The 13,971-nt window shown below is 60.5% G+C and carries 11 protein-coding genes; 10 read left to right on the top strand and 1 reads right to left on the bottom strand.

What is annotated here, in order from left to right; genetic code table 11:
- Positions 1–3: 3 nt before the first annotated feature.
- The 5 genes from cobN to PspR84_RS16620 all read left to right on the top strand — a co-directional run bounded on the left by cobN (position 4) and on the right by PspR84_RS16620 (position 9,485).
- Positions 4–3,852 (top strand): cobaltochelatase subunit CobN, encoded by a 3,849-nt coding sequence (gene cobN, locus PspR84_RS16640; protein WP_160058261.1) that lies wholly within the window; start codon positions 4–6, stop codon positions 3,850–3,852.
- Between the two features lie 238 nt (positions 3,853–4,090).
- Entirely contained in the window at positions 4,091–5,092 is a 1,002-nt protein-coding gene (locus PspR84_RS16635; RefSeq protein WP_160058259.1) for an AAA family ATPase, read from the top strand.
- Positions 5,093–5,094: 2 nt separating this feature from the next.
- Positions 5,095–5,757 (top strand): VWA domain-containing protein, encoded by a 663-nt coding sequence (locus tag PspR84_RS16630; RefSeq protein WP_238785324.1) that lies wholly within the window; start codon positions 5,095–5,097, stop codon positions 5,755–5,757.
- A gap of 175 nt (positions 5,758–5,932) precedes the next feature.
- Positions 5,933–7,579 (top strand): phospholipase D-like domain-containing protein, encoded by a 1,647-nt coding sequence (locus PspR84_RS16625; RefSeq protein WP_160058257.1) that lies wholly within the window; start codon positions 5,933–5,935, stop codon positions 7,577–7,579.
- A 346-nt stretch (positions 7,580–7,925) separates the two neighbouring features.
- Positions 7,926–9,485 (top strand): TerC family protein, encoded by a 1,560-nt coding sequence (locus tag PspR84_RS16620; protein WP_160058256.1) that lies wholly within the window; start codon positions 7,926–7,928, stop codon positions 9,483–9,485.
- 245 nt (positions 9,486–9,730) lie between these two features.
- On the opposite strand, the gene PspR84_RS16615 is transcribed toward PspR84_RS16620, so the two are convergent.
- Positions 9,731–10,168, bottom strand: coding sequence for a thioredoxin family protein (locus PspR84_RS16615; protein ID WP_160058254.1), 438 nt, complete (start codon positions 10,166–10,168; stop codon positions 9,731–9,733).
- A gap of 337 nt (positions 10,169–10,505) precedes the next feature.
- Here PspR84_RS16615 and PspR84_RS16610 point away from each other — a divergent pair, with 337 nt between their 5' ends.
- The 5 genes from PspR84_RS16610 to PspR84_RS16590 are packed head-to-tail and all read left to right on the top strand — an operon-like array spanning position 10,506 to position 13,950.
- The gene (locus PspR84_RS16610) at positions 10,506–11,354 is read left to right on the top strand and encodes a transporter substrate-binding domain-containing protein (RefSeq protein WP_160058252.1); all 849 of its coding nucleotides are present in this window, start codon (positions 10,506–10,508) and stop codon (positions 11,352–11,354) included.
- A 52-nt stretch (positions 11,355–11,406) separates the two neighbouring features.
- Positions 11,407–12,069 carry an amino acid ABC transporter permease gene (locus PspR84_RS16605; RefSeq protein WP_003225455.1) on the top strand — a complete coding sequence of 221 codons (663 nt, stop codon included), beginning with the start codon at positions 11,407–11,409 and terminating at the stop codon, positions 12,067–12,069.
- A 9-nt stretch (positions 12,070–12,078) separates the two neighbouring features.
- Positions 12,079–12,741 (top strand): amino acid ABC transporter permease, encoded by a 663-nt coding sequence (locus PspR84_RS16600; protein WP_095047813.1) that lies wholly within the window; start codon positions 12,079–12,081, stop codon positions 12,739–12,741.
- Positions 12,738–13,529 carry an amino acid ABC transporter ATP-binding protein gene (locus PspR84_RS16595; RefSeq protein ID WP_160058250.1) on the top strand — a complete coding sequence of 264 codons (792 nt, stop codon included), beginning with the start codon at positions 12,738–12,740 and terminating at the stop codon, positions 13,527–13,529. The genes PspR84_RS16600 and PspR84_RS16595 overlap by 4 nt, the downstream gene beginning before the upstream one ends.
- Positions 13,530–13,560: 31 nt before the next feature.
- Positions 13,561–13,950, top strand: a complete 390-nt coding sequence (locus tag PspR84_RS16590; RefSeq protein ID WP_160058248.1) for a RidA family protein — start codon at positions 13,561–13,563, stop codon at positions 13,948–13,950.
- Positions 13,951–13,971 lie beyond the last annotated feature (21 nt).

Here is a 13,971-nt window from a genome sequence, read left to right as displayed (position 1 = left end):
ACCATGCACCTGCTCAGGACTCAGCCCGGCGGATTCGTCTCGGATGACAACATTGCCGACCTTGGACAAACCCCCGCCGAGCTGGTGATCCTGTGCAGCGGCGACTCCAGCCTGGCGCTGCTCGCCGAAGCCGCGCAGCAGTTGCCGGAAGATTATCCGAGCCTGCGTCTGGCCAATCCGATGCAGGTGCAGAATCACGCCTCGGTCGATCTGTACGTCGATGAAGTGCTGCGCCACGCCAAGGTGATTCTGATTTCGCTGCATGGCGGCATTGCCTATTGGCGCTATGGTGTCGAGCGGCTGGTCGAGCTGTCCGAGCGTGGTGTGCAGTTGATTCTGGTACCGGGCGATGACCGTCCCGATCCGGAACTCAGCGACTTGAGCACCGTCAACGCCGAGGAACGCGACCGGCTCTGGCAATTCCTGCGTCAGGGCGGCATGGGCAATGCGCTGGATTTCTTCCGCTGTCTGGCCAGCCGTTGGCTCTCCCGCGATTACGCCTGGGAAGAACCGCAGACCCTGCCGCGCACGGCGATTTACCACCCGAATAAAACCAGCGCCGCACTGAGTGACTGGCAAGCCGAATGGCTGCCGGAAAACCCGGTTGCGGCGGTGCTGTTTTACCGCTCGCATTTGCAAGCGGCGAACACCGCGTTCATCGATGTGTTCTGCCAGCGCTTGCAGGCAGCGGGGTTGAATCCGCTGCCGATCGCCGTGGCCAGTCTGAAAGAACCCGGCTGCCTGGCGGTGGTCGAGGATTGGCTGGATGAAGTCGAGGCGGGGGTGATTCTCAACACCACCGGATTCGCTCAGTCCAGCCCCGAAGCGCCGCATCTGCGGCCGTTTCGCCGCAATATTCCGGTGATCCAGGCGATCTGCGCGCAGGACAACGAGCCCGGCTGGCGCGACAGCGAGCAAGGCCTCGGCCCGCGCGATCTGGCGATGCACATTGCCTTGCCGGAACTCGACGGGCGCATCATCAGCCGGCCGATCAGCTTCAAGGATCTGGCCTGGCGCAGTGAGCGCAGTCAGTCCGATGTGGTCTGCTATCGTGCGCAACCCGAACGCATGGATTTTGTCGCCGAACTGGCGCGGCGCTGGATCGATCTGGCGCGGGTGCCGAATGGCGAAAAACGCATCGCGCTGATCCTCGCCAACTACCCGACCCGCGACGGACGCATCGGCAACGGCGTCGGCCTCGACACGCCGGCGGCGGCGCTGAATATTCTTCGCGCGTTGCAGGCTGAGGGTTATCCGATCACGGCAGAGCTGCCGAATAGCGGCACCGAGTTGATCCAGCAATTGCTCGGCGGCGTCAGCAACGATCTCGACACGATTGACCTGCGCCCGTGCCAGCAAAGCCTGGCGATGGACGCTTACCTGACGATGTTCAACGCGCTGCCCGAGGCCAATCGAACCGCAGTGATCGAGCGCTGGGGCGCGCCGCAAAACGATCCAATGTGCCGCGACGGGCGGATGATGATTGCCGGTCTGCGCTTCGGCCTGACCTTCGTCGGCATTCAACCGGCGCGCGGTTATCAGGTTGACCCGAGTGCGGTCTATCACGACCCGGATCTGGTGCCGCCGCACGCGTATCTGGCGTTCTATTTCTGGCTGCGCAATACCTACGGCGCGCACGGCGTGATCCACGTCGGCAAGCACGGCAACCTTGAATGGCTGCCGGGCAAAGGCGTCGGGCTTTCGGAAAACTGCTGGCCGGATGCGTTGCTCGGGCCGCTGCCGAACATCTATCCGTTTATCGTCAACGACCCGGGCGAGGGCGCCCAGGCCAAGCGGCGCACGCAAGCGGTGATCATCGACCACCTGATGCCGCCGCTGACCCGCGCCGAAACCTACGGCCCGCTGCGCAATCTGGAGCTGCTGGCCGACGAGTATTACGAAGCGCAACTGCTTGATCCGCGCCGTGCCCGCGAGTTGCAACGCGACATTCTGCAACTGGTGCGCGAAACGCAGATCGACCGCGAACTGCAACTCGATGCCGGGCTGGACAGCGATGCTGATGCGGCGATCTGGCTACCGCGTCTCGATACGTATTTGTGTGATTTGAAGGAATCGCAGATTCGCGATGGCTTGCACGTCTTCGGTGAGTCACCGACGGGGCGTTTGCGGATTGATACGTTGCTGGCGTTGCTGCGCATTCCACGCGGAGACGGGAAGGGCGCGCAATCGAGCCTGCTGCGCGCACTGGCCAAAGCATTCGAACTCGGATTCGATCCGCTCGATTGCGCACTAGCCGATCCATGGGCAGGCCCACGCCCCGAGCACCTGCAATCGCAAAGCGACGAAGTCTGGCGCACCGCTGGCGATACCCGCGAACGCCTCGAACTGTTTGCCACTGAACTGATTTTCCAGACGCTGCAATCCCCTTGTAGGAGTGAGCCTGCTCGCGATAGCGGAGTGTCATGCGATACAGATTTGCCTGACACACCGCTATCGCGAGCAGGCTCACTCCTACAGGGACCGCGTTGGGCTGAAGTCGGCGCAATCATCGACCACCTGCGCGAAGTCGTCGCCCCACGCCTGGATGCCTGCGGCCCCGCCGAAATGCGCGGCCTGCTCGACGCCCTCAGCGGCCGATTCGTTCCCGCCGGCCCGAGCGGTGCGCCCAGCCGTGGTCGCCTCGACGTGCTACCGACTGGCCGCAATTTCTATTCCGTGGACGTGCGCAACCTGCCGACCACCACCGCATGGCGCATCGGTTTCCAGTCAGCCACGTTGATTCTTGAGCGACACCTGCAAGATCACGGCGATCACCTGCGCCAGCTCGGTTTGTCGGTCTGGGGCACGGCAACCATGCGCACCGGTGGCGACGATATCGCTCAGGCGATGGCGCTGATGGGCGTGCGGCCGGTGTGGGCTACCGGCAGTCAGCGTGTCGACGATTTCGAGATCCTGCCGCTGAGTCTGCTCGACCGCCCGCGCGTCGATGTCACGCTGCGAGTTTCCGGGTTTTTCCGCGATGCGTTTGCCAACCTGATTCGTCTGTTCGACGCGGCGGTGCAGGCAGTAGCGGCACTGGATGAACCGGACGATCTCAATCCGCTGGCGGCAAAAGTGCGCGCCGAGCGTGAGTCTCTGCTGCAATCGGGTCTTGATGAAGAAACGGCGCGGCGTCAGGCCGGTTGGCGAATCTTCGGGGCCAAGCCCGGTGCCTACGGTGCGGGCGTGCAGGGCGCTATCGACGGTCGTTTATGGCAGAGCCGCGACGATCTGGCCGAGGTTTATCTGAATTGGGGCGCCTACGCTTACGGCGGTTCCGACGAAGGCACCGCCGCCCGCGAGCAATTCGTTCAGCGTCTGAGCCAGGTGCAAGCGGTGCTGCAGAATCAGGATAACCGCGAGCACGACCTGCTCGACTCCAACGACTATTACCAGTTCCAGGGCGGCATGCTCGCCGCCGTGGAAAGCCTGCGCGGTGAAGCAACGGCCAGTTATCACGGCGATCACAGCCAACCGGATCTGCCGAAGATTCGCACGCTCAAAGAAGAGCTGAATCGGGTGATCCGCTCGCGGGCGGCCAATCCGAAATGGATCGACGGGGTCAAGCGCCACGGCTATAAAGGCGCGTTCGAAATGGCGGCGACGGTTGATAACCTGTTTGCGTTTGACGCGACGACGCAGTTGATCGATGACCACCAGTACGCGTTGTTGGCGGATGCCTATTTGCTCGATCCGGCGACGCGGGATTTTGTACGTGAGCATAATCCGCATGCGCTGCGCGATATGACCGAACGCATGCTGGAAGCGCAGCAGCGGGGGATGTGGCAGGAACCGGGGGCTTATAAAGAGGCGCTGGAGAATCTGCTGCTGGATATTGAGGAAGATATGTAGCGTCCTCAGGAAAGTCACCCCCTCACCCCAGCCCTCTCCCCCAAGGGGGCGAGGGGGAAAGGGAGCCGATTTGTGTGCTGTTCAGAATCGAAGTCAACTCGATAATTCAGGTCGGCGTACCTTGAAAGAACACCTCGGTCAGTTCCCTCTCCCTCCGGGAGAGGGCTAGGGTGAGGGCCACCCCAACTGACACGCCACCACACCAAGTACACCCACGACCACGACAGAGAAACCCCAAATGACCGACACCCCACATTTTCCCCTCTCCGCCGTGGTCGGCGCCGATGACCTCAAGCTCGCCCTGTGCCTCACCGCCATCGACCCGAAAATCGGCGGTGTGCTGATCGAAGGCCCGCGCGGCATGGCCAAGTCCACCCTGGCCCGTGGCCTGGCTGATCTGCTCGCCAGCGGCCAGTTTGTCACTTTGCCACTGGGCGCCACCGAAGAACGTCTGGTCGGCACCCTCGACCTCGACGCCGCGCTCAGCGAGGGGCGCGCGCAGTTCTCGCCGGGCGTGCTGGCCAAGGCTGACGGCGGCGTACTCTACGTCGATGAAGTCAATCTGCTGCCTGATCACCTGGTGGATCTGCTGCTCGACGTTGCCGCCAGCGGCACCAACCTGATCGAGCGCGACGGTATTTCCCATCGGCATTCGGCGAGGTTCGTGCTGATCGGCACCATGAACCCGGAAGAGGGCGAGTTGCGTCCGCAGCTGCTCGACCGCTTTGGCCTGAACGTCGCCCTCAGTGGCCACACCGCACCGACCGAGCGCGGGCAAATCATTCGTCGGCGTCTGGATTTCGACAGCGATCCGCAAGCGTTCTGCGCACAGTGGGAAGCCGAGCAACAAGCCCTGCGTGTGCGTTGCGAAAATGCTCGCGCTGTCTTGGCCAATATTGCGCTGGACGATGCCGCACTGGCGCAGATCACCGAGCGTTGTTTTGCCGCTGGCGTCGACGGTTTGCGTGCCGATCTGGTCTGGTTGCGCGCGGCTCGCGCCCATGCGGCTTGGCGCGGCGCTGAGGAGATTGGCGAAGAGGATATCGACGCTGTGGCCGAGTTTGCCCTGCGCCATCGTCGGCGTGAGCAAGCGCCATCGAGTCCGCAGCAACCTGCCCAGTCGCCTGCCGAAACCCAGGCCTCGTCGAGCGAAGGGCAGGGCCAGTGGGGCGACCTGCCGGCGCCTGCTCTTGCCACCGGCGCTCGCCGTGAAGTGCCGAGCTGGCCAAAAAAGCCTTAGGCATTCGCCCCCGATCCGACGCGGGGGCGAATGCCAGACCCCGCGCCGGACAGCTGGACAACGGACGCCAAGGCAAGCGCCATAAGGCGCGCAGCGGTACGGTGAATTGGCCGGGTTCGTTACTCAACGGGCGGCCTCGAACGCGCGAAGATCTGCTGTTTCAACTGCGCACGCGCTCACCGCATGAATTGTGGCTGGTGATCGTCGATGCCTCCGCCTCGACCCGCCGCCATCAGGCCTTGAGCGATGCCAAAGGTTTGCTCGCGCAATTGTTCGATGATGCTTACCGGCAACGGGCGCGACTCGCATTGTTGACGGCCAGTGGCTCGGTGCCGAAATGGCAGGTGCAGGGATTGAAGGCGTCCAGCGGCTTGCGGGTGTGGCTGGAAGCTTTAGGTGCAGGCGGTGGCACGCCGTTGCTGGCGGCGCTGGAGCAGGCCGGGCAGTGGCTGACGGTGCGGCGCAAGCGCTTTCCTGCCGAGCAGCAACGCTTGCTGGTGGTGACCGATGGGCGTCTGAAACAGTGGGCGGGATTACCGGCGCTGGCGTGCCCGGGGTTGTTGATCGATATCGAGCGTGGGCCGATCCGGTTGGGCCGGGCCAAGGATCTGGCGACGGCATTGGATGCGCAGTATCGACATATCGATGAACTGATTTCCCTCTGATACTTTCTGTGTCTGGTCGGGCCTCATCGCGAGCAGGCTCACTCCTACAGGGGAACGCATTCCAAATGTAGGAGTGAGCCTGCTCGCGATTGCATCGACCCGGTCTAGAGCCGAACACTCAAAACCCGAATCACTGCTCTATGCTGCACCCAGCCCCAATCACAAGGAGTGAGCGATGCGCGTTGTGGTCAAAAACCCTCAGGACGATTTCCGTGTAAAGGCCTACGCCGGCACCAACGGCGTGCTGCTGGCCATGGATCTGGCCGAATCCCGGCGCAAAGGCCTGTTGGGTTTCGCCATCGAAAAGCAGCAGGGCGGCAAACCCTGGTTGTTCCTGTTCAACAGCCTCACCTTCCCTGGCAAGGCGCATACCTTCCCCCAGTTCCACGCCACCCCAAGCGATAAAGCCCCGCTGCAGAAATTTCGCTGGGCCGATTATGCGGTCAATCCGGGCATGACCCTTCACTATCGCGTGCATCTGGCCTACGGCACCGCGGATGCCGTGTACTTGGGAGAGTCGTTGGAACTGACGATCACCCCCGATGACGGTCACCCGAGCAATCAAAGCGTGATATTCAACCGTGCGGTCGCCGCCAGTCAGGCGTTCCAGCGCAAGTTTCCCGATCTCGACGCGCAGATCAGCGCCAACAAAAACATGCCCATCGGAGCCTGGCCCGATGCGCCGCGGCAATGGTTGGAAAACGGCTTGCTCGCACGATTGCGCGGGTTTATCGAGCGTGCGGTCGATGGTCAGTGGGCGCTGGATATCGCGATTTACGAGTATCAGTTGCAGGCAATCGTCGATGCGGTGAACGCGGCGTTCATGCGTGGCGTAAAGGTGCGGGTGCTGTATCACGCCCGGCCCGATGATGAAGACACCAGGATCAACGAAGCGAGCCTGGCGGCACTGCCTCTCGCGAGCAAACGCGGGCGAGTGACCCACAATATCTTTCACAACAAATTCATGGTCCTCAGCCGCGTTGATGCCAGCGGCACTCATCAGCCTGAAGCGGTTTTATGTGGCAGCACCAATTTCACCGCCAACGGAGTTTATCGTCAGGCCAACGTGGTGCATGTGCTGGACGATGCATCGATTGCCGCCAGTTATCTGCAGACGTTCGAGCAGATCTGGGCGCAGCCGGATGATATCGGCGTTACCCGTGACTGGATTACTGAACACAACCCGATGAATCCGCAGCAACCTTTGTTCGCCGGGTTCTCGCCGCGCACCGGCGGGGCTGATCTGCAGGCGTTCGTGCAGATCATCAGCGCGGCGAAAAAGGACGTGCTGTTCGTCACCGCGTTCTCGCTGCCGGACGCGATTCTTAACGCGTTACTCGGCCAGCCCCACGACGACATTTTGCGTTATGGCCTGCAGAACACTGCCAGCCGCATCACCGGGTTCCACGCCGACCGCAGCGCCGAATTCGCTGCCACCGCGTTGCTCAACACCGGTCTGGAAGGCTGGCTGCGCGAGAACATGAAAGGCCAGAAAGGCAATCTGCTGGTGCACACTAAAGCGGTAGTCACCGACTTCACCACCGACACGCCGACGATCATCAGCGGCAGCCACAACCTCAGTGCCTCAGCGAGCAACGGCAACGACGAAAATTACCTGATCATTCGTGGCGACACCGATCTGGCGGATCGTTACGGCCTGGAGCTGTTGCGATTTTACGAGCATTACCGCTTTCGTTATTTCGCAAAAAAACTGGCGTTGAAGCAGGTGAATCCATTGGCGGTGGATGACAGTTGGACTAACGATTACTACGTCGAAGGGGATTTACGGCAGTTGTCGCGTTTGCGTTTTGCCGGCCGTTGACACGAAGTTGCAATACGCCCCCCGTAGGAGTGAGCCTGCTCGCGATGAGGCCAGCACAATCAACACATCTCTCCAGACTGTACAGATTTTGAAATGATTTGCCGCTGTAGGAAATGTTCCCAAAGCCTGTACGCTCCAAGGCCATTTTTCATTCAGGATTTGCATGAACACCCTCTCGGAGCCTCCCAGTCGCACCTTCCCCTCGCGCCATGGCGCGGTCTTGACGCACTCGCAGCATCCAGTTTTCCGACATCCGACTATCGTTGTTAACGCGGCTCCAGAGCCTTCGCGTTGCGCTTTGCCGTGTCCGGCAGCCTGAATCAACCGAGAGAGATAGAGACGTTTTATGGAATGGTTAGCGGATCCCACGGCCTGGTTAGGCTTGTTGACTTTGATCGTGCTGGAACTGGTGTTGGGTATCGACAACCTGGTGTTCATCGCAATCCTCGCGGACAAACTGCCACCGCATCAGCGTGACCGTGCGCGGATCATCGGCCTGTCGCTGGCGCTGATCATGCGCCTTGGCCTGTTGGCGAGTATTTCCTGGCTGGTGACCCTCACGCAGCCGTTGTTCGAGGTGTTCGACAAGAGCTTCTCCGGCCGTGACCTGATCATGCTGTTCGGTGGTGTGTTCCTGTTGTTCAAGGCGACCATGGAATTGCACGAACGCCTTGAAGGCCATGTCGGCGAACGCACGACCAACGCCGCTTATGCGATGTTCTGGCCGATCGTTGCGCAGATCGTGGTACTCGACGCGGTGTTCTCGCTGGATGCGGTGATCACGGCCGTGGGCATGGTCGATGAACTGGCAGTGATGATGATCGCGGTGATCATCTCGATTGGCTTGATGATCGTCGCGAGCAAGCCGCTGACGCGCTTCGTCAACGCGCACCCGACGGTGATCATGTTGTGCCTGGGCTTCCTGATGATGATCGGTTTTGCCCTGACCGCCGAAGGTCTGGGCTTCCACATTCCGAAAGGTTATCTGTACGCCGCCATTGGTTTCTCGATCCTGATCGAGGTGTTCAACCAGATCGCCCGGGCCCGACGCAAGCGTTCGATGCAAGGCTTGCGACCGATACGCGAGCGCACGGCTCATGCGGTCATGCGCTTGCTGGGCGGGCGCAAACTGGCGGCGGAAGAGTTGGGCGAGGAGATCTCCGACCTGCTCGACGACGGTGACGCGCCAAGTGCCGAACTGTTCGACCGTCGCGAACGGGTGATGATCAGCGGCGTGCTGCAACTGGCCGAGCGCCCGATTCGCGGGCTGATGACCGTGCGCGCCGATGTCGACACGCTTGATCTGGCCGATGACCGCGAGGCGCTTCGTACCCGCTTGATGCACTCGTCCTACTCGCGTCTGCCGTTGATTCGTAATGGTGCGGTGGATGAGCCGTTGGGCTTCGTGCACAAGAAGGAACTGCTCAAGGAATACCTGGCCGGCACCGAGCCGAACCTGGAACATCTGGCGCGCAAGACCATCAACCTGCTCGACAGTTATTCGATCCTCAACGCACTGGAGCAGATGCGCGCAGCCTCGACGCACATTGCCTTTGTGGTCAACGAATTCGGTGATTTTGTCGGCGTGTTGACCATGACCGACATCCTCGAATCGATTGCCGGTGAGTTGCCGGATGCCAGCGAAGTCGAAGGCCCGGACGTGGTCGAGGAGCAGGGCGGGTTTATCGTCAGTGGTGCATTGAACCTGTCGCGCGTGCGCCAGCGCACCGGGTTTGGTGCGCAGCCGACCGAGGACTATCAGACCATGGCCGGGTTGGTGATGAGCCTGCTGGATCGATTGCCGGTGATCGGTGACCGTCTGGAGCTGGAGGGCTGGCAGATGACGGTCAAAGCCGTGGAAGAGCGGCGGGTGACTCGGGTGTTGTTGGTGCGTGCTGCCGCGTAATACTTGAGTTCTCTACTGACTGTCCCGGCCTCTTCGCGAGCAGGCTCGCTCCCACAATGGAATGCGTTTCAAAGGGGGGCGAGCCTGCTCGCGAATGCTTGGGTTCAGGCACCGCAGTATTCACTGATGAAAAGTGTAGCGATCCTTCCCGATATGCTTTGACGCAAACAACGCCCCTTACGCCTTGAGCGCCGCCTGATTCAGCGAATCGCAATCCTCGACCCGGGTCTCACCGATACTGGTGGTCACCGGTCGAGGAATTTCCGCAAGCGAGCACGTGCAACAGTGCGCAGAGTACGAAGTGTCTGACGCAGCCAAGGCAGGTCATGCAGCTGTTTGCGAGGCGCAACGGGCGCTTTGGTCTTGCCGATATGCTCGGCGAAATCCCGTGCGAGGGTTTCTTCGGTGCCGATGCCTTTGAGTTTTTTCACCAGTCTACCGTTCTTGTAAAACAGCACGGTGGGCGTGCCGGTGACCAGCGGATGGCGCGGGGACTCGCTGGTATTGAGCATGTAGATATTGGCGCGATGCCGGTATGGCTCGGCCGTCTGGCGAAAAATCGGCCCGGCCCATTCGCAGGCGGGGCAATGTTCGTTGGCGAAATACAGGATTACCGGGCGCCAGGTTTTCAGGGCTTTGCGGTAGGTGGGCGGCAAAGTAGCGAGAGGGATATTCGCGCTCATCAGAATCTCCGTTTCAGGTGTAGCTGTATCTCTTGACGGTAATCCAGCGCGAGGCGTCCGCCTACTGTCAGACCTGACAGGTGCAACGCGCCTTGTTTTGTGCAGGGCGCCTCGAAATGTGGCGCGAATACCCGGCGTGTGTAGCCTACGGTAGCGAGTCTACTTGGCGTCTCTGGAAGCAGCGGCGCTGTCTGTTTCTGCATCTCTTTGATTTCGAAAACATTTCATTGCACTACAGATTCTCCAACAATCCTGTGGCACACTTTCTGCTGTCTATTCCGTAGTAGCAAACCGTGTTCCGGTATAGCGGAATAAACACAATTCTGGAGTGCTTGCCATGCATCGCCGTCCTTCGTTGTTCAAAGCATGTGTTTTTGTTCTTGCGGCTTCGTCCGCTGTCATGGGTATGGCCCAGGCCGCCGACAGCAAGCTCGACAGTGTTCTGGCCCGTGGCAAATTGATTGTCGGCACCGGCAGCACCAATGCGCCGTGGCACTTTCAGGGCGCGGACGGCAAGTTGCAGGGCTTTGATATCGACATCGCCAGAATCGTCGCCAAGGGTCTGTTCAACGACCCGAGCAAGGTCGAGTTCGTGGTGCAGTCGTCCGATGCGCGGATTCCCAATCTGCTCACCGACAAAGTCGACATGAGCTGCCAGTTCATCACCGTTACCGCCAGCCGCGCGCAGCAAGTCGCGTTCACCTTGCCGTACTACCGCGAAGGCGTTGGCCTGCTGTTGCCGAACAACAGCAAGTACAAGGAAATCGAAGACCTGCAAGCCGGCGGCGACAGCGTCACCGTGGCGGTGCTGCAAAACGTCTATGCCGAAGAGCTGGTGCATCAGGCACTGCCAAAAGCCAAGGTCGATCAGTACGACAGCGTCGACCTGATGTATCAGGCTGTTAACTCCGGCCGCGCCGATGCCGCCGCCACCGACCAGTCTTCGGTCAAATACCTGATGGTGCAGAACCCCGGCCGCTACCGCAGCCCAAGCTATGCGTGGAGCCCGCAGACCTACGCGTGTGCGGTGAAACGCGGCGATCAGGACTGGCTCAACTTCGTCAACACCGCATTGCATGAAGCCATGACGGGCGTTGAGTTCCCGACCTACGCGGCGTCGTTCAAGCAATGGTTCGGTGTAGATCTGCCTTCGCCAGCGATCGGTTTCCCAGTCGAATTCAAATGATCCCGTGAGGGTGGGGCGACCTCACATCGCCCCGCCCAAGGTACTGCTGACCATGAACTATCAGTTGAACTTTGCCGCCGTGTGGCGCGATTTCGACACCTTGCTGGCGGGGCTCGGTCTGGGGCTTGAGCTGGCCTTGGTGTCGATCGCCATCGGCTGCGTGATCGGCCTGCTGATGGCGTTTGCCTTGCTCTCCAAGCATCGCGCCTTGCGGGTGCTGGCTTCGGTGTACGTCACGGTGGTGCGTAACACGCCGATTCTGGTGTTGATTCTGTTGATCTACTTTGCCTTGCCGAGTCTTGGCATTCGTCTGGACAAGATTCCCTCGTTCATCATCACGCTCTCGTTGTATGCCGGGGCGTACCTGACCGAAGTGTTCCGTGGTGGTTTGCTGAGCATCCCCAAGGGCCAGCGCGAAGCCGGGTTGGCCATCGGTCTCGGCGAGTGGCAGGTCAAGGCGTACGTCACCGTTCCGGTGATGCTGCGCAATGTCTTGCCAGCACTGTCGAACAACTTCATCTCGCTGTTCAAGGACACCTCGCTGGCCGCCGCAATTGCAGTGCCGGAGCTGACCTATTACGCGCGCAAGATCAACGTCGAAAGCTACCGGGTGATTGAAACCTGGCTGGTGACCACGGCGTTGTATGTCGCGGCCTGTTACCTCATTGCCATGCTGCTGCGTTACCTCGAGCAGCGTCTGGCGATCCGCCGATAGGAGGCTGCGATGTACGAATCTCCAAGTTGGTTACATGAATTGTGGGTCGCGCGCGAACCGCTGTGGCAGGGTTTTTTGACCAGTGTGCAAGTGTCGGCGCTGGCGATTCTGCTCGGCACGATGCTCGGCGTGGTTACCGGGCTGGTGCTGACCTACGGCAAGTTCTGGATGCGCGCGCCGTTCCGTTTTTACGTCGATCTGATTCGCGGCACACCGGTGTTTGTATTGGTGCTGGCCTGCTTCTATATGGCGCCGGCACTCGGTTGGCAGATCAGCGCATTTCAGGCCGGGGCCTTGGGCCTGACGCTGTTTTGCGGCTCTCACGTCGCCGAGATTGTTCGCGGTGCGCTGCAAGCGTTGCCGCGCGGGCAAATGGAAGCGAGCAAAGCCATCGGTCTGACGTTCTACCAATCCCTCGGCTACGTGCTGTTGCCTCAGGCATTGCGGCAGATCCTGCCGACCTGGGTCAATTCGTCCACCGAAATCGTCAAGGCTTCGACCTTGTTGTCGGTGATCGGCGTCGCCGAATTGCTCCTCAGCACCCAACAGATCATCGCCCGGAACTTCATGACCCTGGAGTTCTACCTGTTCGCCGGTTTTCTGTTTTTCGTCATCAACTACGGCATCGAATTACTCGGCCGGCACATTGAAAAGCGGGTGGCCCTGCCATGACTCAAGCTCAAGTTTCCCCTCAGAATCAGGCGTTGCTGGACATCCGTGGCCTGCACAAACAGTACGGCGCGGTCGAAGTGCTCAAGGGCGTCGACCTGAGCATGCAGCGCGGCAACGTCGTGACGCTGATCGGCTCCAGCGGTTCAGGCAAAACCACGCTGCTGCGTTGCGTGAACATGCTCGAAGAATTCCAGGGCGGGCAGATCCTGCTCGACGGTGAATCCATCGGCTATGACGAGGTCAACGGCAAGCGTGTGCGGCATGCGGAAAAAGTCATCGCCCGCCATCGTGCAATGACCGGCATGGCGTTCCAGCAGTTCAACCTGTTCCCGCATTTGACCGCTTTGCAGAACGTCACCCTGGGCTTGCTCAAAGTGAAGAAAATGCACAAGGACGAAGCCGTCGTCCTCGCGGAAAAATGGCTGGAACGCGTCGGCCTGCTGGAGCGGCGCAATCACTTTCCCGGTCAGTTGTCCGGCGGTCAGCAACAGCGCGTGGCGATCGCCCGGGCCATTGCGATGAACCCGAGTCTGATGCTGTTCGACGAAGTCACTTCAGCCCTCGACCCGGAACTGGTCGGCGAAGTGCTCAACGTCATCAAGGGCCTGGCCGAAGACGGCATGACCATGTTGCTGGTGACCCACGAAATGCGTTTCGCCTTCGAGGTCTCGGACAAGATCGTTTTCATGAATCAGGGGCGAATCGAAGAGCAGGGGGCTCCCAAGGAGCTGTTCGAACGCCCGCAATCGCCGCGTCTGGCTGAGTTCCTCAAAAGCACGCGGTTTTAATTTTTCACTTTTTCAATCAGGAGAAACACCCATGAGCATTACGCGTTACGGCACCGGCAGCACCGCCGCTGGCGGTCAGCCACGCCCATTCGCCCGCGCCGTTGAAGCGGATGGCTGGCTGCATGTGTCCGGCCAGGTGCCGGCGGTGGATGGCGAGATCATTGTCGGCGGCATCGTCGAGCAGACTCACCAGACCATGAAAAACCTGATCGCGATTCTCGAAGAGGCCGGTTACGGCCTGGAAGATGTGGTGCGTGCCGGCGTGTGGCTGGACGATCCGCGGGATTTCAGCAGTTTCAACAAGGTTTTCGGCGAGTACTTCAAACCCGAGTACGCCCCGGCGCGGGCCTGTGTGCAGGCGAGCATGATGGTCGACTGCAAGGTCGAGATCGACTGCATTGCGTACAAGAAAAAGGCTTGAAAATTGCTGCGTTGCTTAGGC

The organism is Pseudomonas sp. R84 (assembly GCF_009834515.1).
Taxonomy (GTDB): domain Bacteria; phylum Pseudomonadota; class Gammaproteobacteria; order Pseudomonadales; family Pseudomonadaceae; genus Aquipseudomonas.
This window is presented reverse-complemented; position numbering and strand designations above follow the sequence as displayed.

Coding starts and splice junctions, on each gene's coding strand:
- cobN (WP_160058261.1), top strand. CDS start 4: ATGCACCTGCTCAGGACTCAGCCCGGCGGATTCGTCTCGGATGACAAC.
- PspR84_RS16635 (WP_160058259.1), top strand. CDS start 4,091: ATGACCGACACCCCACATTTTCCCCTCTCCGCCGTGGTCGGCGCCGAT.
- PspR84_RS16625 (WP_160058257.1), top strand. CDS start 5,933: ATGCGCGTTGTGGTCAAAAACCCTCAGGACGATTTCCGTGTAAAGGCC.
- PspR84_RS16620 (WP_160058256.1), top strand. CDS start 7,926: ATGGAATGGTTAGCGGATCCCACGGCCTGGTTAGGCTTGTTGACTTTG.
- PspR84_RS16615 (WP_160058254.1), bottom strand. CDS start 10,168: ATGAGCGCGAATATCCCTCTCGCTACTTTGCCGCCCACCTACCGCAAA.
- PspR84_RS16610 (WP_160058252.1), top strand. CDS start 10,506: ATGCATCGCCGTCCTTCGTTGTTCAAAGCATGTGTTTTTGTTCTTGCG.
- PspR84_RS16605 (WP_003225455.1), top strand. CDS start 11,407: ATGAACTATCAGTTGAACTTTGCCGCCGTGTGGCGCGATTTCGACACC.
- PspR84_RS16600 (WP_095047813.1), top strand. CDS start 12,079: ATGTACGAATCTCCAAGTTGGTTACATGAATTGTGGGTCGCGCGCGAA.
- PspR84_RS16595 (WP_160058250.1), top strand. CDS start 12,738: ATGACTCAAGCTCAAGTTTCCCCTCAGAATCAGGCGTTGCTGGACATC.
- PspR84_RS16590 (WP_160058248.1), top strand. CDS start 13,561: ATGAGCATTACGCGTTACGGCACCGGCAGCACCGCCGCTGGCGGTCAG.